This is a genomic window from Pseudomonas sp. ABFPK, from assembly GCF_001586765.1.
Taxonomy (GTDB): Bacteria; Pseudomonadota; Gammaproteobacteria; order Pseudomonadales; family Pseudomonadaceae; genus Aquipseudomonas; species Aquipseudomonas asiatica.
Genome location: NZ_LQXW01000008.1, coordinates 88,443 through 109,481 on the forward strand (window position 1 = coordinate 88,443; position 21,039 = coordinate 109,481).

The window sequence follows — 21,039 nt, forward strand, 5'->3', positions numbered from 1 at the left end:
CAGGCTGTCTAGATTTCTGAACAGGGTTCGCATCAGTGGTAAAAGCAGTAACAACCAAACCCGCGCCAATCATCAACCGCCTGGTCGTAGTCGGCCTCGGCCTGATTGGTGGCTCGTTCGCCAAGGGCCTGCGTGAAAGCGGCCTGTGCCGCGAAGTGGTCGGTGTCGACCTGGACGCCCCCTCGCGCAAGCAGGCCGTGGCCCTGGGCGTGGTCGATCGCTGCGAAGAAGACCTTGCCGCCGCCTGTGTCGGTGCCGATGTCATCCAGTTGGCCGTGCCGATCCTGGCCATGGAAAAAGTCCTGGCCCGCCTGGCCAAGCTCGACCTTGGCGCTGCCGTCATCACCGACGTCGGCAGCGCCAAGGGCAACGTCGTGCGTGAGGCGCGGGCGGTCTTTGGGGAGCGCTTGCCGCGCTTCGTCCCCGGCCACCCCATCGCCGGCTCCGAGCAGAGCGGGGTAGAGGCCTCCAACGCCACCCTGTTCCGCCGGCACAAGGTCATCCTCACGCCGCTGGCCGAAACCGACCCGGCCGCCCTGGCCCTGGTCGACCGCCTGTGGCGCGCGCTGGACGCCGATGTGGAGCACATGTCGGTCGAACGCCACGACGAAGTGCTTGCCGCCACCAGTCATTTGCCGCATCTGCTGGCCTTCGGCCTGGTCGATTCACTGGCCAAGCGCAATGAAAACCTCGAAATCTTCCGGTACGCTGCGGGAGGCTTCCGCGATTTCACGAGAATCGCTGGCAGCGACCCGACCATGTGGCACGACATCTTTCTCGCCAACCGCGACGCTGTCCTGCGCACGCTTGATACATATCGCAGCGATCTCGACGCCTTGCGCGACGCGATCGCTGAAGGGGACGGGCACCAGCTGCTGGGTGTATTCACCCGCGCACGCGTTGCCCGCGAGCATTTCAGTAAAATCCTGGCCCGCCGGGCCTATGTGGACGCTATGAACGCCAACGATCTGATTTTCCTGGCCCAACCGGGTGGCCGCCTGTCCGGGCGAATCCGCGTACCGGGCGACAAGTCGATTTCCCACCGCTCGATCATGCTCGGCTCGCTGGCCGAAGGCACCACCGAGGTCGAAGGCTTCCTCGAAGGTGAGGACGCGCTGGCGACCCTGCAGGCATTCCGTGACATGGGGGTGGTCATCGAAGGCCCGAACCACGGTCGCGTGACCATTCACGGAGTCGGCCTGCACGGCCTCAAGCCGCCACCCGGGCCGCTGTATGTGGGCAACTCGGGTACCTCGATGCGCCTGCTGTCGGGCCTGCTGGCCGGCCAGCCGTTCGACGTGACCATGACCGGCGACGCTTCGCTGTCCAAGCGCCCGATGAACCGTGTGGCCAACCCGCTGCGCGAAATGGGTGCCGTGGTCGAGACCGGCCCTGAAGGCCGCCCGCCGCTGACCATCCGCGGTGGCCACAAGCTCAAGGCGCTGACCTACACGCTGCCGATGGCCAGTGCCCAGGTCAAATCCTGCCTGCTGCTGGCCGGCCTGTACGCCGAAGGCAAGACCACCGTCACCGAGCCTGCACCAACCCGTGACCACACCGAGCGCATGCTGCGCGGCTTTGGCTACAGCGTCGAAAGCAACGGCCCGGTGGCCTCGCTGCAGTCCGGCGGCAAGCTAACTGCTACCCGTATCGAAGTACCGGCCGACATTTCCTCGGCGGCGTTCTTCCTGGTGGCGGCGTCCATCGCCGAAGGCTCCGAACTGGTGCTGGAACACGTTGGCATCAACCCGACCCGTACCGGCGTGATCGACATCCTGCGCCTGATGGGCGGCGACATCACCCTGGAAAACCAGCGTGAAGTCGGCGGCGAACCGGTGGCCGACCTGCGTGTGCGCGGTGCCAAACTGAAGGGTATCGACATCCCTGAAGAGCTGGTGCCACTGGCCATCGACGAGTTCCCTGTGTTGTTCGTCGCTGCTGCCTGCGCCGAAGGGCGTACCGTGCTGCGTGGTGCCGAAGAGCTGCGGGTGAAGGAATCCGACCGTATCCAGGTCATGGCCGACGGCCTGATCACCCTGGGCATCAAGTGCGAGCCGACCCCGGACGGCATCATCATCGACGGCGGCCAGTTGGGCGGCGGCGAAGTGCATGGCCACGGTGACCACCGTATCGCCATGGCCTTCAGTGTGGCCTCGCTGCGCGCCAGCGCGCCGATCCGCATCCACGACTGCGCCAACGTTGCCACCTCGTTCCCCAACTTCCTGGCGCTGTGTGCCGAAGTGGGCATCCGCGTGGCCGAAGAGGGCAAGTCGTGAGTGCCCTGGCGCCGGTCATCACCATCGACGGGCCAAGCGGTTCGGGCAAGGGCACGGTCGCCGGGCTGCTGGCCCGCGAGCTGGGCTGGAGGTTGCTGGACTCTGGCGCGCTGTACCGTCTGCTGGCGTTCAACGCCAGCAACCACGGCGTCGACCTGACCAACGAAGAGCTGCTGACCAAGCTTGCCGCCCATCTGGATGTGCAGTTCATCGCCGCCGAGCCCGGTAAGCTGCAACAGATCATCCTCGAGGGCGAGGACGTCAGCAACGTCATCCGCACCGAGACCGTCGGTGCCGGTGCCTCGATGGTTGCTTCGCTGCCGGCCGTGCGTGATGCACTGCTGGTGCGCCAGCGCGAATTCCGCGAGGCGCCGGGCCTGATTGCCGACGGCCGCGACATGGGCACCGTGGTGTTCCCGGACGCGCCGTTGAAAGTCTTCCTCACCGCCAGCGCGGAGGAGCGGGCGCGTCGCCGCTACCTGCAGTTGAAGGGCAAGGGTGAAGATGTTAGTCTGTCGAGTCTGCTGGATGAGATTCGTGCGCGTGATGAGCGCGACACCCAACGTGCAGTGGCCCCGCTGAAGCCAGCGGTCGATGCCATTCAGTTGGACTCTACCGAGTTGTCCATCGAGCAGGTGTTGCAACGTATCAGGAGCGAGATCGCACTGCGCGACCTTCTCTGATAGCCAGGAAAGCAGGCAGGGGCACCAGTCAACGTCCTGCAGGCTTTCCTTTACTTAAAACAAACCCACATTGTCTGGAATGTGGCTATGGGCGTCTGTTTCGCCCGAATCTACAGGAATTAAAATGAGCGAAAGCTTTGCAGAACTCTTTGAAGAAAGCCTGAAAACCCTCAATCTTCAGCCGGGTGCCATCATCACCGGTATCGTTGTCGACATCGACGGCGACTGGGTTACCGTACACGCGGGCCTGAAGTCCGAGGGCGTCATCCCGCTCGAGCAGTTCTACAACGAAGCTGGCGAGCTGACCATCAAGGTCGGTGACGAAGTTCACGTTGCGCTGGACGCGGTCGAAGACGGCTTTGGCGAAACCAAGCTGTCCCGTGAAAAAGCCAAGCGCGCCGAGTGCTGGATTGTTCTGGAAGCAGCTTTCGCCGCCGAAGAAGTGGTCAAGGGCGTTATCAACGGTAAGGTTAAGGGCGGCTTCACTGTCGACGTTAACGGCATCCGTGCGTTCCTGCCGGGCTCCCTGGTTGATGTCCGCCCTGTGCGCGACACCACCCACCTGGAAGGCAAAGAGCTGGAATTCAAGGTCATCAAGCTGGACCAGAAGCGCAACAACGTTGTCGTTTCCCGTCGCAGCGTGCTGGAAGCCGAGAACAGCGCCGAGCGCGAAGCCCTGCTGGAAACCCTGCAGGAAGGCCAACAAGTCAAAGGTATCGTCAAGAACCTCACCGACTACGGCGCCTTCGTGGACCTGGGCGGTATCGACGGCCTGCTGCACATCACCGACATGGCTTGGAAGCGCATCAAGCACCCATCGGAAATCGTTAACGTTGGCGACGAAGTCGACGTACGCGTTCTGAAGTTCGACCGCGAGCGCAACCGCGTTTCGCTGGGTCTGAAGCAGATGGGCGAAGATCCGTGGGTAGCTATCACTGCCCGTTACCCAGAAGGTACTCGCGTACAGGCTCGCGTTACCAACCTGACCGACTACGGCTGCTTCGCTGAGCTGGAAGAAGGCGTTGAAGGTCTGGTACACGTTTCCGAAATGGACTGGACCAACAAGAACATCCACCCGTCGAAAGTCGTTCAGGTTGGCGACGAAGTGGAAGTCATGGTTCTGGACATCGACGAAGAGCGTCGTCGTATCTCCCTGGGCATCAAGCAGTGCAAGTCCAACCCATGGGAAGACTTCTCCGGCCAGTTCAACAAGGGTGACAAGATCACCGGTACCATCAAGTCGATCACCGACTTCGGTATCTTCATTGGTCTGGACGGCGGCATCGACGGCCTGGTTCACCTGTCCGACATCTCCTGGAACGAAACCGGCGAAGAAGCCGTACGTCGTTTCAAGAAGGGCGACGAGCTGGAAACCGTCATCCTGTCGGTCGACCCAGAGCGCGAGCGCATCTCCCTGGGCATCAAGCAGCTGGAAGACGATCCGTTCTCCAACTTCGTTGCTGTCAATGACAAGGGCGCTATCGTCAAAGGCATCGTGAAAGAAGTTGACGCCAAAGGCGCCATCGTCACCCTGGCCGACGACATCGAAGCTACTCTGAAAGCTTCCGAAATCAGCCGTGACCGCGTTGAAGACGCGCGTAACGTCCTGAAGGAAGGCGAAGAGATCGAAGCCAAGATCATCAGCGTTGACCGCAAGTCCCGCGTTATCAGCCTGTCCATCAAGTCGAAGGACGATGCTGAAGAGCGCGAAGCCATCCAGAGCCTGAAAAACGCTCCGGAAGCGGCTGCCGACACCACCATGGCTGCGCTGCTGCGCGAAGCAATGGCCAAGCAGAACTGAGTTCTGTTTGATCGGTAAAAAAGGGCGACCCGCGGGTCGCCCTTTTTTTTGGCGTGGATTCAGGTTTGTGTTGTTCGTCGTGGGTTATGTGGCGTCTGGCAGATCGAGCGCCGCCCGCGCGACTGGCCGAGACAAACGTAGGAGCGAGCGCAGCTCGCGATGCATCGCGCGGGCGACGCTCGATTGACAGGTGCGGGCACTCCACCGTCAAACCCTCCGCTCTACCGCCACCCCCCCCCCCCCCCCTCAAAGCCAAACCGCATCCCAATGCGGGTAATCGCCGGCCCTGTTAACCAGTCCCGCCCGAATCGGATTTGCCACGATATATCTGGCTACCTTGATAATATCCTCGTCCCGGCGCAAGGCCCGGTCGTAATAACCTGCTTGCCAGATCGGCGACGCCTTCGCTCCGGCCTTGTGCAATGCTCTGCTGGACTGGCACTTGAACCGTTGCATCAGTGTGCCAAGCGTCGTGTTTTTCAATTCGAGCAGCCAATGCACGTGGTCTGGCATCACTACCCACGCTAGAGAATGACAGTGCTGTCTCTGTTCTGCGTGGCGCATGTTGTGGATAGCCAGGCGGGCATAGTGGAAGTTTTGAAACAAAGGTCGGCGTTGGTGGGTAACGGTTGTCAGCAGGTAAAGCCTGCCTGGTACCGAGCATCGTGCATGGCGAAGCCGGTGGCCGTGGGGTTTGAGCATTGTGTTCATCCTTGAGCACGGGCGTATGGTCGCAGCTTAGTTGCGTTGGGCGGATACCGGTGGGGATTAGGGTTGCAGCATGTAAGTGGATGGCGCGAGGTTTGTGGTGTGTGGTAGGTCGAGCGCCGCCCGCGCGGCGCATCGCGAGCTGCGCTCGCTCCTACGTTTGCCTCAGGCCGGTAACGCCTGGTTTGTTCCACGCGATATCGAGACATGCGCCAAGGCGTTTGCGCGCAATCCCCCGGGAATGACTGGTCCGAAACAAACGTAGGAGCGAGCGCAGCTCGCGATGCGCCGCGCGGGCGGCGCTTGATCTCCGCGTCACCGCAACCCCCTGGCCGCACGCCTCCAGCCCCCGCCAGCTAGACCATTCCTGTAAAACTTCAATCTTGAATTTTTTTATTAAGTCAAGAACCGCCCTGTTCAAATCCCTCCCAGCGTGCTACAAACTGGTTAAGCAATGATCTAGCTGCTTGATAACGAAGGGAAAAATATGACGAAGTCGGAGCTGATCGAACGTATTGTCACCCATCAGGGGCTGCTCTCGTCCAAGGACGTGGAGCTTGCCATCAAGACCATGCTTGAGCAGATGTCACAATGCCTTGCCACCGGCGATCGCATCGAGATTCGCGGTTTTGGCAGCTTCTCGCTGCACTATCGCGCCCCTCGCGTAGGCCGCAACCCGAAGACCGGCCAGTCGGTCAGCCTCGAAGGCAAGTTCGTGCCGCACTTCAAGCCCGGCAAAGAGTTGCGCGACCGGGTCAATGAAGAAGAGCATGAGGCCCACACCTGATTCCACAAGGAGCAATCTGATGCGTAACCTCAAGCGCGCCCTGGCGGCGGTGTTCGTGCTGCTGTTGGCGGCTGTGGTGCTGTTCTTCGTGCTGGAGAACCAGCAAACCGTCTCGTTGGTTCTGTTCGGTTGGGCCGCCCCGGCCATGCCTGTCGCCGTGCTGGTTCTGGCCGCCCTGGTCATTGGCCTGGCAGTCGGGCCATTGCTGGGTGCCTACGGCGTGCAGCGCAGCAAGCGCAAGATCAAGGCTTCGGCCCGCCAGGCAGCATTGAGCGGTAACTGAGGGTATTTCCTACATCCGTTTGGGAAAGTCCCGGCTATGCCTGCGCCGGCCGTCATGGAGTAATAACGCACTTCATTTTCGGCCCAGGCGAGTGTGCGCAGCATGGAATATCCCGTCCTTTCCCATCATGGTGGCACCCGCGGCGTCACTGGCTCCTGCCATCAACTGCACCTCGACCTGTCCACCAGCCTGCTGATCGACTGCGGCCTGGAGCAGGGCGCCGAGGCAGCGCCAGGCGCAGCATCGGCACCGTTGGGCTTCGACTTGCAGGGTATCCAGGCCCTAGTCATCACCCATGTGCATCTCGACCATGTAGGTCGCATTCCGGCATTGCTGGCTGCCGGCTACCGTGGCCCGATCCTGTGCAGCGAGCCGTCCGCCCGGCTGCTGCCACTGGTGCTGGAAGATGCCTACAAACTGAGTATCAGCAGTGAGCCCGCCCATGTGGCGAGGTATCTGGAGTTCATCCGCGACCTGATCAAGCCCGTGCCTTTCGAGCAGTGGCACACCCTGGTCGAGCGCCCCGGCCTCAGTTGCCGCATTCGCCTGCAGCGCGCTGGTCATCTGCTGGGTTCGGCCTATGTCGAATGCGATGTGCAGCGTGAACAAGCCAATACCCGATATGTGTTCTCCGGTGATCTGGGCGCCGGTGGCAACCCGTTGCTGCGCCCTGTGGTGCCCCCGGAGCGGGCCGATGTGCTGGTACTGGAAAGTACCTACGGCGACCGCCTGCACCCGCCTGCAGGCGACCGGCAGCAGCGGCTGGAAGCGGCCATCGACCGCGCTCTGGCCGATCAGGGCACGCTGCTCATTCCGGCCTTCAGTCTAGGCCGCACCCAGGAGCTGCTGTACGAGCTCGAAGGTATTCTTCATCGCAAGGCCTTGCTGAACAAGGCCGGCCCGGCCTCAGAGGGCGACCCGCTCGACTGGTCACAGCTGCCCATCATCCTTGACTCGCCACTGGCCCAGCGCATTACCGGTGTGTATCGGGAGTTGCACGACTACTGGGATGCCGAAGCCAGGGCGCGCCTGGCCGAAGGGCGCGACCCGCTTGGCTTCAGCCAGTTGATCAGCGTGGACACCCACGCCCGCCACCAGCAGGTGGTCAATTACCTGAAGAGCACCGGGCGGCCGGCGATCGTGATTGCCGGCAATGGCATGTGCTCGGGTGGGCGCATCGTCAATTACCTGAAGGCCATGCTGGGGGATCCGCGACATGAGGTGATGTTTGTCGGTTACCAGGCCAAGGGGACGCCGGGCGCGGTGATACAGGCCAGCGAAGGGGCGGAAGGGTTTGTGCAGATTGATCTGGATGGGCGGATGTATGAGGTGTGCGCAAAAGTCGTAACCTTGCCGGGCTACTCTGGTCATGCGGATCAGCAGGGGTTGGTGAGCTTCGCGCTGGATGGTGCGAAAGCCGCAAGGAAGGTTGTGCTGGTGCATGGAGAAGCTCGGGCGAAATCAGCTTTGGCCGAAGCATTAAGCAAGTGCGGCGGTAGGGAGGTCGACGTCATGGTTGCCCAGTAGCGAGCCGCAGGCCGTCGGCTCGTGGGGCGGCGGCGGAACTTTGTTGACGGTATCTTTCTCTTAGATCGGATAAGTGCTAAAGCTGTAGGTCGTTTCGAGCGGTCTGCGGTGGATGAGCAAAATGCCGCTACGCTTAGCTTCAGCTGGTCTTTCGTCAGGTCAGCTGCAGCCAAGGCTAAGCCTAGCTGGCATAGGAATCATGCAATTGGCCGGATCTAAGGAAAACGAGAACAAATGCGAAATGAACGTAGTCCCGGAGTCGAAAATGACGAAGTTGATGTTCTCGAACTCTGGCATGCCTTGTGGAGTCGTAAACTGCTCATCCTTTCGTGCGTTATTTTAGTTACTGCAGCTACTCTTGTTTATGTTTGGCTAAAGACGCCGATGTATGAGGCCAAGTCTTTTATATTGCCACCTACCAAGAATGATATTGCCCAGTTGAACTATGGCCGCACTGAAGCCAGCGGCCTCAAAGCGTTTACACCCAAAGATGTTTATCAGATTTACCTGCGCTCCCTGCAATCCGAGTCACTGCGGCGCCAGTTTTTTCGCGCGGTCTATTTGCCAAATTTGCCAGAGGTCGCCCGCCAAGGCTCTCAAGATGCACTTTATGACCAGTTTGGCAAGGTATTGACTGTGGGGGCTGTGGCGGGAGATAGTGCCGAGCGCTTTTTGATCAGGGCGTTAAGCGACGACCCCAAGATGAGTGTGAAGTGGGTAACGCGTTTTTCGGAAATGGCCAGCGACCTTGCTAAAAAGATGCTGGTTGAAGATGCCGATACTGAAGTGAAGGTGCTGGTCAAGAACCTGGAGCAACAGATCCGCAGCGCACGAGATGCGGCGCACAAGCAGCGGGAAGATCAAATCGCCCGCCTTGAAGAGGCGCTGAAAGTTGCCAAGGCAGTGAACCTGAGCAAGCCCCCCATCATTGCCAGTGGCATGGATACTGAGGTTTCTGGCGGCATGCAGGGCGCACTGACCTACATGCGCGGTAGCCAGGCCCTTGAGGCAGAGCTTGCAAACCTTCGCACGCGGGAGTCTGATGACCCATTCGTCGCCGGTTTGCGGGAGCTCCAGGAGAAACTCGACTTCTACCGCAACCTGCAGCTGAACCCGGCCGTGATCGAGGTGTTTCAGCAGGATGGTGCCATCGAGGTGCCTGATACCCCGGTCCGGCTGCGCAAATTGCTTATTGTCGTAGGGGGTGTGTTCGCAGGGCTGGTACTCGGTGTGCTCCTGGCCGCATTTACCCACCTGGTATCTACTGAAAGAGAGCGTCGTCTGGGGCGCGTGTGAGCTACCCCGCCCCCCCGAGCCTGTATGCTGCGGGAAGAGTCGAACTGATAGTAATAAATTTCAACAAGAGGCTGGTTGCGTGAAGCTCATAGAAACAAATATCTCGGACGTAGTCGTTTTTGAACCTACCGTTTTCGAGGACGACAGGGGCTGGTTCTATGAGTCTTATAGCGAGCCTAAGTTTCATGCCTTGCTCAGTGCGCAAGGTATTACCCTTCCGCCTTCTTTTGTTCAGGAAAATTGCTCTTTATCCAAAAAGGGCGTCATGCGCGGCTTGCACTATCAGCTTTATCCATTTGCCCAAGGCAAGTTGGTAAGCGTAGTCAAGGGCGCAGTGTTCGACGTGGCAGTGGATATTCGAAAAGGCTCCCCTACCTTCGGGCAGTGGGTAGGCATGGAACTGTCGGCGGCCAACCGCAAGATGATGTGGGTGCCTGAAGGCTTCGCCCATGGTTTTATCGCGCTGGAAGAAGATACGGTGTTTCAGTACCGCACGACCAATGTCTATTCCAAAGAGCATGAACGCAGCATTGCCTGGAATGACCCGGACCTTGCCATCGAATGGCCAGAGCTGGAGGGGCTGCTGATCAGTGACAAGGATGCGATTGCGCCAACCCTTGCCGAGGCTGACTTGCCACCGCTGATCCTGAAAGGGCAGGCGGAAGACTTGGTACTACCGATCATTGGTGATGATCGCGGGAGCCTGATCAGTATTGAAAAGGCGTTGAATATCCCGTTTGCCATCCGTCGCGTCTACTACATCTTCGGTACCAAGGCCGGCGTCAGCCGCGGCTTCCATGCCCACCGGGATCTCCAGCAACTGATAATCTGCCTGGCCGGCAGTTGCCGCATGACCCTGGATGACGGTACCGGCCGAGTCGACCATATGCTTGACGCGCCACAGAAAGCCTTGCTGATCAAGAATATGGTCTGGCGTGAAATGCATGATTTCAGTGAAGACTGCGTACTCATGGTCATCGCCAGTGAAACCTACGACGAGCGTGATTACATTCGCAGTTACGATGACTTCAAGAGGCTGATCGCCCATGCCTAGCATTCATGCCTTGGCCGATGTACAAACCGATGCCATCGGTGAAAAAACCAGAGTCTGGCAATACGCGGTCATCCTCAAAGGTGCGCGAATTGGCAGCAACTGCAACATATGCGCCCACACCTTGATCGAAGGAGGGGTTGTAGTCGGGGACAACGTCACTGTGAAAAGTGGTGTGTTTCTGTGGGAGGGGCTCGTGATCGAGGACAATGTCTTCATTGGCCCCAATGCTACATTCACCAACGACAGAGTACCGCGCTCCAAGTGTTACCCCGAGGCTTACGAAGTCACGGTGCTGAAGGAAGGCTGCAGCATCGGTGCAAACGCAACATTGCTCCCGGGCGTCACGATTGGTCGACATGCCATGGTAGGTGCCGGTGCCGTCGTGACAAAGGATGTACCTGATTACTGCGTGGTAGTGGGTAATCCGGCAAAAATAATAAGGGAGCTAGAGCATGGTTGATTTCCTGAATCTCAAGGCCGTCAATAAACAGTACCGCGAAGAATTGTTGCAAGCGTGTGCCGATGTCATCGATTCCGGCTGGTACATCGGCGGTAGCGCTCTGGCCCGCTTTGAAAGCAACTTTGCCGCTTATTGCGGTACCGCTCATTGCATTGGCGTGGCAAACGGCCTCGATGCGCTGACGTTGACCTTGACTGCCTGGAAACAGCTGGGGCGGGTGAAGCAGGGTGATGAAGTCATCGTCCCGGCCAATACCTACATTGCGAGCATCCTGGCGATCACCGCCAGTGGGCTGGAGCCTGTGCTCGTCGAACCTGACCCCGCAACCTTCAATATTGATACCTCCCTCATACGCCAGGCTATTACCGACAAGACGCGCGTCATCCTGCCGGTACACCTGTATGGGCAAATTGCAGACATGAAGGCGATCACCGAGATTGCCGCCGAATACGGTTTGCTGGTACTCGAAGACTCGGCCCAGGCTCACGGTGCCTCAATCGATGGCAAGCGGGCGGGGAGCTGGGGGAATGCCTCGGGCTTCAGCTTCTATCCGGGCAAGAATCTGGGTGCGCTCGGCGATGCCGGGGCGATAACCACCTCGGATGCCGAGTTGGCGGAAGTGCTGCGCGCCCTCAGAAACTACGGCTCCCATGAGAAGTACAAGAACTTGTACGTCGGAGTGAACAGTCGTTTGGACGAGATCCAGGCGGCTATGCTGGACGTGAAGCTCAAGTATCTGGGTGAAGAAATCAGCCGGCGCCGGCACATCACCACGTGCTACCGCGCGGGCATTCAAAATGCTCAAATCGTCCAGCCGCAAAATAGTGTTGTCGAGGAGCATGTCTGGCATCTGTATGTAGTACGCACGCCGCACAGAAACGATTTGCAGCAACATCTTCGCGAGCAAGGGATACAGACGCTGGTTCACTACCCAATCCCGCCTCACAGGCAGCAGGCTTACAGTCAGTACAACGGTTTGAGCCTGCCGCTGACTGAAAAAATTCATGATGAAGTGCTCAGCCTGCCTGTCGACCCCACCATGAGCGACGCGGATATTCAGACGGTCATCGATGCCTGCAACAGTTTTACTGTGTCCGGGCAATAATACATGACGTTGATCAAGACCAGTCTGCTGAATGCTATTGCTGTTTTTGTAAAGATGGCGACATTGCTGGGGCTCAACAAGGTGCTGGCCCTTTATGTAGGGCCAGCGGGTTACGCAGCGATCGGGCAATTGCAGAATGCCGTTACCATGTTCACGACACTGGCCAGCGGCGCTGTCAGCACAGGGGTAACCAAGTACACGGCGGAGTTTGCTGATCGGCCGGACGAACAACACAGGATCTGGCGAACTGCCGGGACGCTGTCACTGCTGGTTTCGTGTGTATTGGCAGTGCTGATCGTGGCCATGCGGGCACCATTGGCAGGTTGGTTTTTCAACGACGAAAAACTCGCCCCGGTGTTGGTGTGGTTTGCCGCTACCTTGGTATTTTTTGCTTTCAACTCTTTGCTGCTGGGCATTCTGAACGGCAAGAAAGACGTTCAGCGCTACGTGCTTGCCAATATTTTTGGCAGCCTGATATCGCTGGTGGTGACCTGTGCCCTGACCATTAGGCTGGGGTTGTACGGTGCGCTGGTTTCGCTGGCTGTGTACCAGTCGTTGAGCTTCGTGGCCACCTTGGTCATCTGCATGCGCACATCATGGTTCCGCCTCTCAGATTTCATCGGGGCGCTGGACAAGCAGTCCTTGTCCCGGCTGGCAAAGTTTGCCCTCATGGCCGTTGTGACAGCATGTTCTCTGCCCGTTTGCCATGTGTTCATCCGGGATTACCTGGGGGCGGAGTTCGGCTGGGATCACGCTGGTTACTGGGAGGCCATGTGGCGGTTGAGCACGGCCTATCTCATGTTGATCACCACGACGCTTGCGGTCTATTACCTGCCGAGGCTCTCGGAGCTTTCAGATGCAGGTGAACTTCGTCGGGAAATCATTCAGGGATACAAGCTCATCCTGCCCCTGACCATTGCTGCCGGCCTGGTTATCTACCTGCTCAGGGACTTCATCATCCATGTCCTTTTCTCGGCGTCATTCCTGCCCATGCGTGAGCTGTTCGCATGGCAGATGGTAGGGGACAGCTTGAAGGTCATCAGTTGGTTGATGGCCTACCTGATGCTCGGCAAGGCACTCACCCGGTTGTATCTGATTACCGAAGTCCTCTCGACGCTTTCGCTTTATGCTCTGACGGTCTATTTCACCCAGTTGTGGGGGTATGAAAAAGTTACCCTTGCATACGCGGCAAACTACCTGTTGTACGGAGTCGTGATGTATTTCTCGGTATTCCGTCGTTTGCACATTATTGTTGGCGATACGGCGCGGAGCTGAGTAGAGATGAAGGACGTCATCGAACAGTTACATGGGCGCATCCTTGGCGCTGAACCTGCCCAGGCATTGGTGCAGGCGCAGGTCTATGGGGCACTGCTCTGGGCGGTGGACCTGGGTATTTATGATGCCACCGCGCTGGAGCGCCACCTGGTGGCCCGATGCGCCAGCCAGGTCACGCTGCCGGCTGTCAGCAGCATATCGCGCGGCTGCCTGCATGTGGTCAGCGAACCCTATATGCAAGGCGGGCACACCCGGCTGATGGAGCGCCTGGCGCACATGCACGAGGGGCCTGTGGACCTGCTGGTCGCGCGCAGCGCCAAGCCCCAGGTGCTCGAACGCCTGGCAGGCTATTTCGCCCATATCGAGGTGGCGCGCGGCGATGACCCGTGCGCCCGCCTGCAGTCCATCGTCGACACCCTGGCCCAGTACGACAAGGTGGTGTTGCACATTCACCCGGACGACATCATCACCACCGTCGCCTGCGGCCTGCTGAAGCAACAACGAGGCGCCGCGCTGACAGTGTATTTCGTCAATCATGCCGACCACGTGTTCAGCTTTGGCGCGTCGGTGGCCGACGTGTATTTCGAGATCAGCGCCTACGGGCACCACCTGGACAAGAAAAAGCACCTCACCTGCCAGAAGAGCTTCCTGGCGATCCCGATCGAGACCAGCGGCGCCAAAGTGCCGGATGCCGTGCCAACCCACGAGCGGATCAAGGTGTTCAGCGCTGCCTCGGCGGCCAAGTACAAGCCCCACGGCGGCCTGGACATGCGTCCGTCGATCACGGCGATTCTTCAGCGTTTCCCCAATGCCGAGTGCTGGATCATCGGTGCCAATCCCCTGACCAACACCTGGTGGTGGACAGTGAAGCTGCGCTACCCCAAGCGCTTCTTCATCCGCCGTCACCTGCCGTACAAGGACTACCTGGCCTTTGCGGAAAAAGCCGACTTCTACCTGGACAGCTACCCTATACCCGGTGGCACGGCGTTCGCAGAGCAATTGCTCAAGGGCCGGCGTTGCGTGGGGCTGGTGGCGCCGATTCAGGGCTATTCCCCGGCAGACGGCCTGAAGGTGGCTAGCATCGACCAGCTACTGGCCAGCATCGAACAACCCCGGCCCAGTGCCTCGGTGGTGGAAGCGGTGCAGCGGGTCAACTCGCTGGAGTCGGTGAAAGCACGTTACCTGGCTTGCATCGAGCGGGGCGAATTCAGCGAGAACGAACTGGCAGCCATGTTGCCGTGGACGGGCAACCTCGATTTCATGAAACCGACAGGTAAGGTCACTAGCATGATCCCTGCGGATGTCTTCGACGCCCTGTGCCGCATAGACACGAACCTGGCGTTGCGAACGCTGTTTGCCTACGCCTGGGTGCCGAGAATCAAGCTCTTGATCAAGGTCACGCTGTTCCGGCTGGCCAGGCTGACCAGAGCGCGAGGGTGAGTGTGATCAGGATCTTTATCGGCGTGCTGTTCTGCCTGCTGTTCTTCAGCGACTTCGTCGTGTTGACGCTGGGGCTGGGCAGTGTGTTTGCCGGTTGGCGAGAAATGCTCAGCCTGCTGATGATCATGTGGCTGCTGCTGCGGGTGCTGGCCAGTGTCACGGCACGTGGCATGGTCAACCTCGAAGTCGGGCGGTGGTTGCTGGTCGTGCTGTTCTTCGTCTTCCTGTATCTGCTGTTTGGCGACCTTAGCGCGTCGTCGGTGCGCATGTTCCGCGCACTGGCCGTGCCGGTGTTCGTCGGCATGGCGGTGGCCATCTGGGCCCACGCGGTGTCGACCGAGAAGAAGCTGCGCCATGTGTACTGGTCGGTTCTGGCGATGAGCGTACTTACCGGCGTGTATGCGTTTTACCAGTACCTGACCATCGCCTCGGCCGAGCAGTTCTGGTACTGGCCGCTGCTTACCGCCAAAGGCTATGAGTTACAACCCTACAACTCGATGCGTGACGGGCTGCCGCGGGTTTCGGGCTTCTTTACCGGCACGCTGGAATTTTCTGCAGTTATCCTCAATACCGCCGCCATGACCCTGGCCGTGTTGCTAAGCGGGCGCAACTGGTCATTGTTCCGGCGCCTGCTGCTGAGTGCTGCCTTCCTGCTGCTGTGCGGGCTGATTGTGATCGGTTCGGTGCGCACGGCCATGATCGGCCTGGTGTGCATCTGCTCGATGCTGGTGGCGGCCCGGGTACTGCGTACGGCCTGGCTGATCTCGCTATTGGGCTACCTGCAGTTCGTGGGTCTGACCGCAGCGATTTTCGCCTACCTGTCGATGGGCTACACCGGGGACTTGTCGGCACTGGACCGTGAGCGGCAGTGGCTGCACATGTTTGAGGTGCTTGGCGCGCACCCCATGGGCTATGGCTTTGGCGCAGTAGGCCCGGGCCAGCCGCACTGGTTCGATTCGTTCTGGCTCAACCTGCTGGCCACCTGCGGTCTGGTCGGCCTGCTGATCATGGCCGGGTTGATCCTTTGGTATCACAAGCTGGTGACGATCATCGTCCGGGACAGGCCCCACGCCAGCTCCTGGAAAAACGGCCTGGGCAACTTCGTGATTGCCAGCTACCCGTTCTTCCTGAGCTCGTTCTTTTTCCAGTCCTATACGAACAGTGTTGTCCTCTACATTTTCGCGATCGTGGTGATGGTGATCATTGGTGAAAACAGAAGAACAAAAGTTGAGCCTGGCAGTCCTGATCGTTCTGTATCGGAAAACTAGCCAGGACTCGATTGCCCTGCAGTCACTGCTCGCGCAGCAGGCGCTTTTGCATGACGAGGGTATCGACCTGCAGCTGTACGTCTGGAACAACTCCCCAGGCGTGGCGCAGCCGTGCCCAGGCGTGCGCTGGTACGAGGCGGACAACCAGCGGCTTTCGGTGGTCTACAACCAGGTGGCCGAACAGGCGTTTGCCGCCGGGGTCGACCTGTTCATGATCTCGGACGATGATACCAACTATTCGGATGTAAGCCTTTCCCACTGCCTGGAACAGATTCAGCAAGTGCTCAACACGCATGATGGTGATCAGGTTGGTGTATACCTGCCAATGATGGTCAGTAACAACCAATTGGTCAGCCCAGGAGCACGTTGGCAATTCAAGGGCCGTTTGACACCCTCCGTCACCCCCGGCGTAGTCCGTTCAAAGAACCTTGTGGGTATCAATAGCGGTTTGATCTTCACCAAAGCCTGCTACCAGCGCATGTCTCCGTTTTATGATGAGCGCTTACGCTTTTATGCCACCGACAGCAACTTTTTTATTCGCTATGAAAAGGTATTTCCTAAAGCCTGCGTGCTGGATGTGACGATTGCACATGACCTGTCCGAGCACAGCGCCGATACTCCTGCGCGCGCTTTGTTTCGGTTTGAGGAGATGGTATTCGGCCTGCGTATCAGTTTCGAATCGCACTCGTTGGCAATCCGTGGCTTGCTGAATACCTATCTGTTGTATGCCGCTGTGCGCAAGGCCGTGGCTTACCGTCGCCTGTCTTTCTTGAAGGCATTGTTTGTCACTAGGGAGTTGGCGAAATGAACGAAGAGCAAAGAAGCAGCGCCGGGAAGCAGTTACATTGTGCCCACCTACTGAATGATTACAGCGGCAGCCCGCGTATGCTGGGGCAGACCATCTCCGCTTTACAGTCGCGGGGGCACGCATGCAGCGTGTATGTCGGAAGCAATGGACGAGGCGTATTGGATGAGCTGGATGTTCCCGCTTATAAGTATACGTACAGGCGTTTCGGCAATCGGTGGCTGACTTTACTGGCATATTTCTGGTCCCAGTTCGCTCTGTTTCTTGTCCTTTTCAGGCGCTTGCGGCCAGGTGCGGTAGTTCTGGTCAACACAATGATGCCGTTTGGCGCAGCCCTGGCTGGAAAAGTTCGGGGCGCGACCGTGGTCTATCACCTGCACGAGACGTCGATCAAACCGGCTGTGCTCAAAAAATTTCTCCGTTGGGTTATAGGTTACTGTGCCAGCAAAGTTCTATATGTTTCAAAATACCTGCAGCAAAATGATGCGATTGTGGGCGTGCCTGGGATCACGGTTTACAACGGTCTGGCCGAATCCTTTCAGCGCCAAGCTGTTTCCACCGTTTATAAGCACCTGCATCATGGGCAGTTTAACGTCTTGATGTTGACGTCCTTGAAGGCTTACAAGGGCGTTAACGAATTTGTGGATTTGGCGTCGGCTATGGTTGACCAACGTCAGGTGAAGTTCTCATTGGTTCTTAGCGCCAGCCAGGGTGAGGTGGACGACTATTTCAAGAACCTGGCGGTACCCGAAAACCTGGATCTTCACTCTGCCACTTCGGATGTGGGGCGGTTCTACTCAAGCGCCAGCTTGGTAATGAATCTGTCTCGCGTCGACAGCTGCGTCGAAACCTTTGGCCTGACCATTCTCGAGGCGATGGCCTTCGGCATCCCGACTATCGTGCCCCCGGTAGGCGGTCCGGTCGAACTGGTCAGTGACGGGGTTGAGGGCTACCAGATCGATTCGAAAAACCATGAACAACTGGTGCGCACTGTTGCGCGCCTGTCGCAGGACCCACACGTGTGCCAGGCACTGTCCGAGTGCGCACGTAGGAAAGCGAGTGAGTTTTCCACTGCCAACTTCCAGAAAAATATCGTGATGGTGTTTGATGACCTATAAGATTGCAGTGATTGGTACGGTCGGTTTACCCGCTCAATACGGTGGTTGGGAAACACTGACCGAGCAATTGGTGCGCAACCTGCCGGGTGACTGCGAACTCACCGTATATTGCAGTGCGCCCCATTACCCCCAGCGCCCGAAGTTTTTCGAACGTGCCCGCCTGGTCTACCTGAACCTCAAGGCCAATGGCGTGCAAAGCATTCCGTACGATGTGCTGAGCATGCTGCACGCCTACCGCAAGCATGACCTGATGTTGATTCTGGGTGTTTCCGGCTGCATTGCCCTGCCATTCATGCGCCTGCTGAGCCGCAAGCCGATCGTGGTGAACATCGACGGCTATGAATGGAAGCGTGCCAAGTGGTCCAACTTTGCCCGCTGGTTCCTGAAGTTGTCCGAAGCGGTGGCCGTGCGTTTTGCCCACGCCGTCATCACCGACAACAAAGTGTTGCAGGAATACGTGACCGCCGAATACAACAAGCCCAGCGAACTGATTGCCTACGGTGGCGACCAGGCCCGGGCCGGCGAGCCAAGCGAGCAAGCCCGCCAGGCTTACCCCTTCCTGGGTGCGCCCTATGCCTTTACGGTGTGCCGCATCGAGCCGGAGAACAACATCCATGTCATTCTCGAAGCCTTCGCCGGCTCTGGCATGCCGCTGGTGATCATCGGCAACTGGAACCACAGCGAATACGGCGTGCAACTGCGCAAGCAATACGAAGAGGTAAGCAACATTCACCTGCTGGACCCGATCTACGACGTGGAGCAACTGAGCCCGCTGCGCAGCAATGCCACGGTTTACCTGCATGGACACAGCGCCGGCGGCACCAACCCGTCGCTTGTCGAAGCCATGTGGCTGGGCCTGCCGGTGGTGGCCTTCGATGTGTCGTTCAACCGCGCCACCACCGAAGACCAGGCGCTGTACTTTGCCGACAGCACCTCGCTGCGCAACCACGCCCAAGCCCTGTTTGCCGATGAAGGCGCCCGTGCGCAACTGTCGGCGCGCCTGCATGAAATTGCCAACCGCCGTTACCGATGGTCGGTGGTGGCAGACCAGTACCGTAGCGTGTTCACCCGCCTGCTGGGCCGGGTGGGGAGAGGCTGATGGCCGAGCAAGGCAACGGGCAACGGCCAGGTATCCTGGCCACCGGCGGTAGCGGTTTTGTCGGCAAGGTGTTGCTGCAGCGGCTTGCTGCAGACACACGCTGGGCGCCGCGCGCGCTGGTACGGCAAGCGCCTGGCCAGCGGCTGGCGGGCGTCGACTACCGGCCATACAGCGAACTGGCGGCGGTGGATGTTGCGTCCGGGCATTTCGAGCAGGTCGACACCGTAATCCACCTGGCCTCCCGCGTGCACGTAATGCAGGAATCCGCCGCCGATCCGCTGGCCGAGTTCCGCCGGGTAAACGTGGAAGGTACCCTGAGCCTGGCCCGAGCCGCCGCCCAGGCCGGTGTGCGGCGCTTCATTTTTGTAAGTTCGGTGAAGGTGAACGGCGAAACCACCAACGGCCGCCAGCCGTTCACCGCCGATGAAACCCCCGCGCCTTCGGACCCGTACGGCATCTCCAAGCGCGAAGCCGAAGACGGCCTGCGCCAACTGGCGGCTGAAACCGGGCTGGAAGTGGTGATTGTGCGCCCGGTGCTGGTGTATGGTCCAGGCGTGAAAGCCAACTTCCGCAGCATGATGAACTGGCTGAGCAAAGGCGTGCCGCTGCCGTTTGGCGCCATCCACAACAAACGCAGCCTGGTGGCGCTGGACAACCTGGTGGACCTGCTACTGACCTGCATCGACCACCCGGCCGCCGCCAACCAGACTTTTCTGGCAAGCGACGGCCACGACCTGTCCACCACCGAACTGCTGCAACGGTTGGGCAAGGCGCTGGGCAAGCCAGCCAGGTTGTTGCCCGTGCCCGCTGCCTGGCTGAAGGGCGCGGCCACCTTGGCCGGCAAGGCCGGGCTGGCTCAGCGCCTGTGCGGCTCGCTGCAGGTAGACATTGGCAAAACCCGTGAACTGCTGGGCTGGCAGCCCCCGCTGGATGTCGACCAGGCACTGCGGGCCACGGCACTCAACTTTCTGAAAGAGCAAGACAAATGATGGCATGGTGGCTTATCCCCCTGGTCGCAGGGGCATCCCTGCTTTTGACCGCAGTGCTGCGGCGCTACGCCCTGAACAAGCAGATCATCGACGTGCCCAACGCACGCAGTTCGCACACCGTGCCAACCCCACGGGGTGGCGGTGTGGCCATTGTGCTGAGCTTTCTTGGCTGCTTGCCGCTGCTGGGCCTGGCGGGCGCTGTGCCGCTGCCGGCACTGGTTGCCATCGGCGGGGCAGGGGCACTGATCGCGGTAATCGGCTTCATGGACGACCACGGCCACATCGCTGCCCGCTGGCGCCTGCTTGGCCACTTCGCCGCGGCCGCCTGGATGCTGTACTGGCTGGGTGGCCTGGCGCCGCTGCAAGTGTTCGGCTTTACCCTGGACCTGCAGTGGTTCGGCTACATCCTGGCCGCGTTCTACAGCGTGTGGATGCTCAACCTGTATAACTTCATGGATGGTATCGACGGCATCGCCAGCGTCGAAGCGGTGACCGCTTGCCTGGGCATGGTGCTGCTCTCGGCCCTGGCCGGTGTGCCACAGTTGATGGCGCTGCCACTGTTGCTGGCCGCGGCCACGCTGGGCTTCCTGTTCTGGAACTTCCCGCCGGCCAGGATCTTTATGGGTGACGCCGGCAGTGGTTTCCTTGGTATCGTGCTGGCAGGCCTGTCGCTGCAGGCGGCCTGGGCCGCGCCGCAGTTGTACTGGTGCTGGCTGATCCTGTTGGGCGTGTTCGTGGTCGACGCTACCTTCACCCTGATCCGCCGCCTGCTGCGCGGCGACAAGGTGTACGAAGCGCACCGCAGTCACGCCTACCAGTTCGCCTCGCGCCACTATGGCAAGCACCTGCCGGTAACCCTGGCTGTGGCCGGGCTCAACCTGTTCTGGCTGCTGCCGGTGGCCTTGTGTGTGCTGTTGCTGGGCCTGGACGGCGTGTTGGGCGTGATCATCGCCTACCTGCCATTGGCGTTTCTGGCCGTGCGCTGGCGCGCCGGTGCACTCGAACACTAGCTAGAGTGATAGAAAGAAGACGCTAGACATGTCACTTTGCAACACTCTCAGAGGT

At 59.5% G+C, this 21,039-nt stretch carries 19 protein-coding genes and 1 pseudogene; 19 read left to right on the forward strand and 1 reads right to left on the reverse strand.

Annotation, left to right across the window (positions count from 1 at the left end; all coding sequences use genetic code 11):
• Nucleotides 1–68 precede the first annotated feature (68 nt).
• The 3 genes from WM94_RS07430 to rpsA all read left to right on the forward strand — a co-directional run bounded on the left by WM94_RS07430 (nt 69) and on the right by rpsA (nt 4,760).
• Nucleotides 69–2,276, forward strand: coding sequence for a bifunctional prephenate dehydrogenase/3-phosphoshikimate 1-carboxyvinyltransferase (locus WM94_RS07430; protein ID WP_061550862.1), 2,208 nt, complete (start codon nt 69–71; stop codon nt 2,274–2,276).
• Nucleotides 2,273–2,959, forward strand: coding sequence for a (d)CMP kinase (cmk, locus tag WM94_RS07435; protein ID WP_003260862.1), 687 nt, complete (start codon nt 2,273–2,275; stop codon nt 2,957–2,959). Before WM94_RS07430 ends, cmk begins: the two co-directional genes overlap by 4 nt.
• A 124-nt stretch (nt 2,960–3,083) precedes the next feature.
• Nucleotides 3,084–4,760, forward strand: coding sequence for a 30S ribosomal protein S1 (gene rpsA, locus WM94_RS07440; RefSeq protein WP_003252673.1), 1,677 nt, complete (start codon nt 3,084–3,086; stop codon nt 4,758–4,760).
• A 246-nt stretch (nt 4,761–5,006) separates the two neighbouring features.
• Here the strand turns inward: rpsA and WM94_RS07445 are convergent, their stop codons facing one another.
• Nucleotides 5,007–5,462, reverse strand: a complete 456-nt coding sequence (locus tag WM94_RS07445) for a transposase (RefSeq protein ID WP_039614560.1) — start codon at nt 5,460–5,462, stop codon at nt 5,007–5,009.
• A gap of 493 nt (nt 5,463–5,955) precedes the next feature.
• Between WM94_RS07445 and ihfB the strand changes: the two genes are divergently transcribed.
• From ihfB to WM94_RS07520, 16 genes and pseudogenes are all read left to right on the forward strand, one after another.
• Nucleotides 5,956–6,255, forward strand: a complete 300-nt coding sequence (ihfB, locus tag WM94_RS07450; RefSeq protein ID WP_013971456.1) for an integration host factor subunit beta — start codon at nt 5,956–5,958, stop codon at nt 6,253–6,255.
• 19 nt (nt 6,256–6,274) lie between these two features.
• On the forward strand, nt 6,275–6,538 hold the full coding sequence (locus WM94_RS07455) for a lipopolysaccharide assembly protein LapA domain-containing protein (protein WP_046615541.1): 264 nt from the start codon (nt 6,275–6,277) through the stop codon (nt 6,536–6,538).
• A 102-nt stretch (nt 6,539–6,640) separates the two neighbouring features.
• Nucleotides 6,641–8,065, forward strand: a complete 1,425-nt coding sequence (locus WM94_RS07460; RefSeq protein ID WP_061550863.1) for an MBL fold metallo-hydrolase RNA specificity domain-containing protein — start codon at nt 6,641–6,643, stop codon at nt 8,063–8,065.
• A gap of 234 nt (nt 8,066–8,299) precedes the next feature.
• Entirely contained in the window at nt 8,300–9,361 is a 1,062-nt protein-coding gene (locus tag WM94_RS07465; RefSeq protein ID WP_061550830.1) for an LPS O-antigen chain length determinant protein WzzB, read from the forward strand.
• A gap of 79 nt (nt 9,362–9,440) precedes the next feature.
• Nucleotides 9,441–10,001 (forward strand): annotated as a pseudogene (rfbC, locus tag WM94_RS30720) (dTDP-4-dehydrorhamnose 3,5-epimerase); the annotation flags it as partial.
• Between the two features lie 27 nt (nt 10,002–10,028).
• On the forward strand, nt 10,029–10,415 hold the full coding sequence (locus WM94_RS30725) for an FdtA/QdtA family cupin domain-containing protein (RefSeq protein WP_223998121.1): 387 nt from the start codon (nt 10,029–10,031) through the stop codon (nt 10,413–10,415).
• Complete coding sequence (locus tag WM94_RS07475) at nt 10,408–10,875, forward strand: acyltransferase (RefSeq protein ID WP_061550832.1); 468 nt, start codon at nt 10,408–10,410, stop codon at nt 10,873–10,875. Before WM94_RS30725 ends, WM94_RS07475 begins: the two co-directional genes overlap by 8 nt.
• Nucleotides 10,868–11,980, forward strand: a complete 1,113-nt coding sequence (locus tag WM94_RS07480; RefSeq protein WP_061550833.1) for a DegT/DnrJ/EryC1/StrS aminotransferase family protein — start codon at nt 10,868–10,870, stop codon at nt 11,978–11,980. Before WM94_RS07475 ends, WM94_RS07480 begins: the two co-directional genes overlap by 8 nt.
• Nucleotides 11,981–11,983: 3 nt before the next feature.
• Nucleotides 11,984–13,255, forward strand: coding sequence for an O-antigen translocase (locus WM94_RS07485; protein WP_061550834.1), 1,272 nt, complete (start codon nt 11,984–11,986; stop codon nt 13,253–13,255).
• A 6-nt stretch (nt 13,256–13,261) separates the two neighbouring features.
• Nucleotides 13,262–14,695: a hypothetical protein gene (locus tag WM94_RS07490; protein ID WP_061550835.1), complete on the forward strand. Its 1,434-nt coding sequence runs from the start codon at nt 13,262–13,264 to the stop codon at nt 14,693–14,695.
• 2 nt (nt 14,696–14,697) lie between these two features.
• Nucleotides 14,698–15,963 carry a hypothetical protein gene (locus WM94_RS07495; RefSeq protein WP_177342367.1) on the forward strand — a complete coding sequence of 422 codons (1,266 nt, stop codon included), beginning with the start codon at nt 14,698–14,700 and terminating at the stop codon, nt 15,961–15,963.
• Nucleotides 15,902–16,771 carry a hypothetical protein gene (locus tag WM94_RS07500; protein ID WP_256207003.1) on the forward strand — a complete coding sequence of 290 codons (870 nt, stop codon included), beginning with the start codon at nt 15,902–15,904 and terminating at the stop codon, nt 16,769–16,771. Before WM94_RS07495 ends, WM94_RS07500 begins: the two co-directional genes overlap by 62 nt.
• Nucleotides 16,768–17,886 carry a glycosyltransferase family 4 protein gene (locus tag WM94_RS07505; RefSeq protein WP_061550838.1) on the forward strand — a complete coding sequence of 373 codons (1,119 nt, stop codon included), beginning with the start codon at nt 16,768–16,770 and terminating at the stop codon, nt 17,884–17,886. Before WM94_RS07500 ends, WM94_RS07505 begins: the two co-directional genes overlap by 4 nt.
• The gene (locus tag WM94_RS07510) at nt 17,876–18,985 is read left to right on the forward strand and encodes a DUF1972 domain-containing protein (RefSeq protein WP_061550839.1); all 1,110 of its coding nucleotides are present in this window, start codon (nt 17,876–17,878) and stop codon (nt 18,983–18,985) included. Before WM94_RS07505 ends, WM94_RS07510 begins: the two co-directional genes overlap by 11 nt.
• Nucleotides 18,985–19,974 carry an SDR family oxidoreductase gene (locus WM94_RS07515; RefSeq protein WP_061550840.1) on the forward strand — a complete coding sequence of 330 codons (990 nt, stop codon included), beginning with the start codon at nt 18,985–18,987 and terminating at the stop codon, nt 19,972–19,974. Before WM94_RS07510 ends, WM94_RS07515 begins: the two co-directional genes overlap by 1 nt.
• Nucleotides 19,971–20,984 (forward strand): glycosyltransferase family 4 protein, encoded by a 1,014-nt coding sequence (locus WM94_RS07520; protein WP_061550841.1) that lies wholly within the window; start codon nt 19,971–19,973, stop codon nt 20,982–20,984. Before WM94_RS07515 ends, WM94_RS07520 begins: the two co-directional genes overlap by 4 nt.
• Nucleotides 20,985–21,039 lie beyond the last annotated feature (55 nt).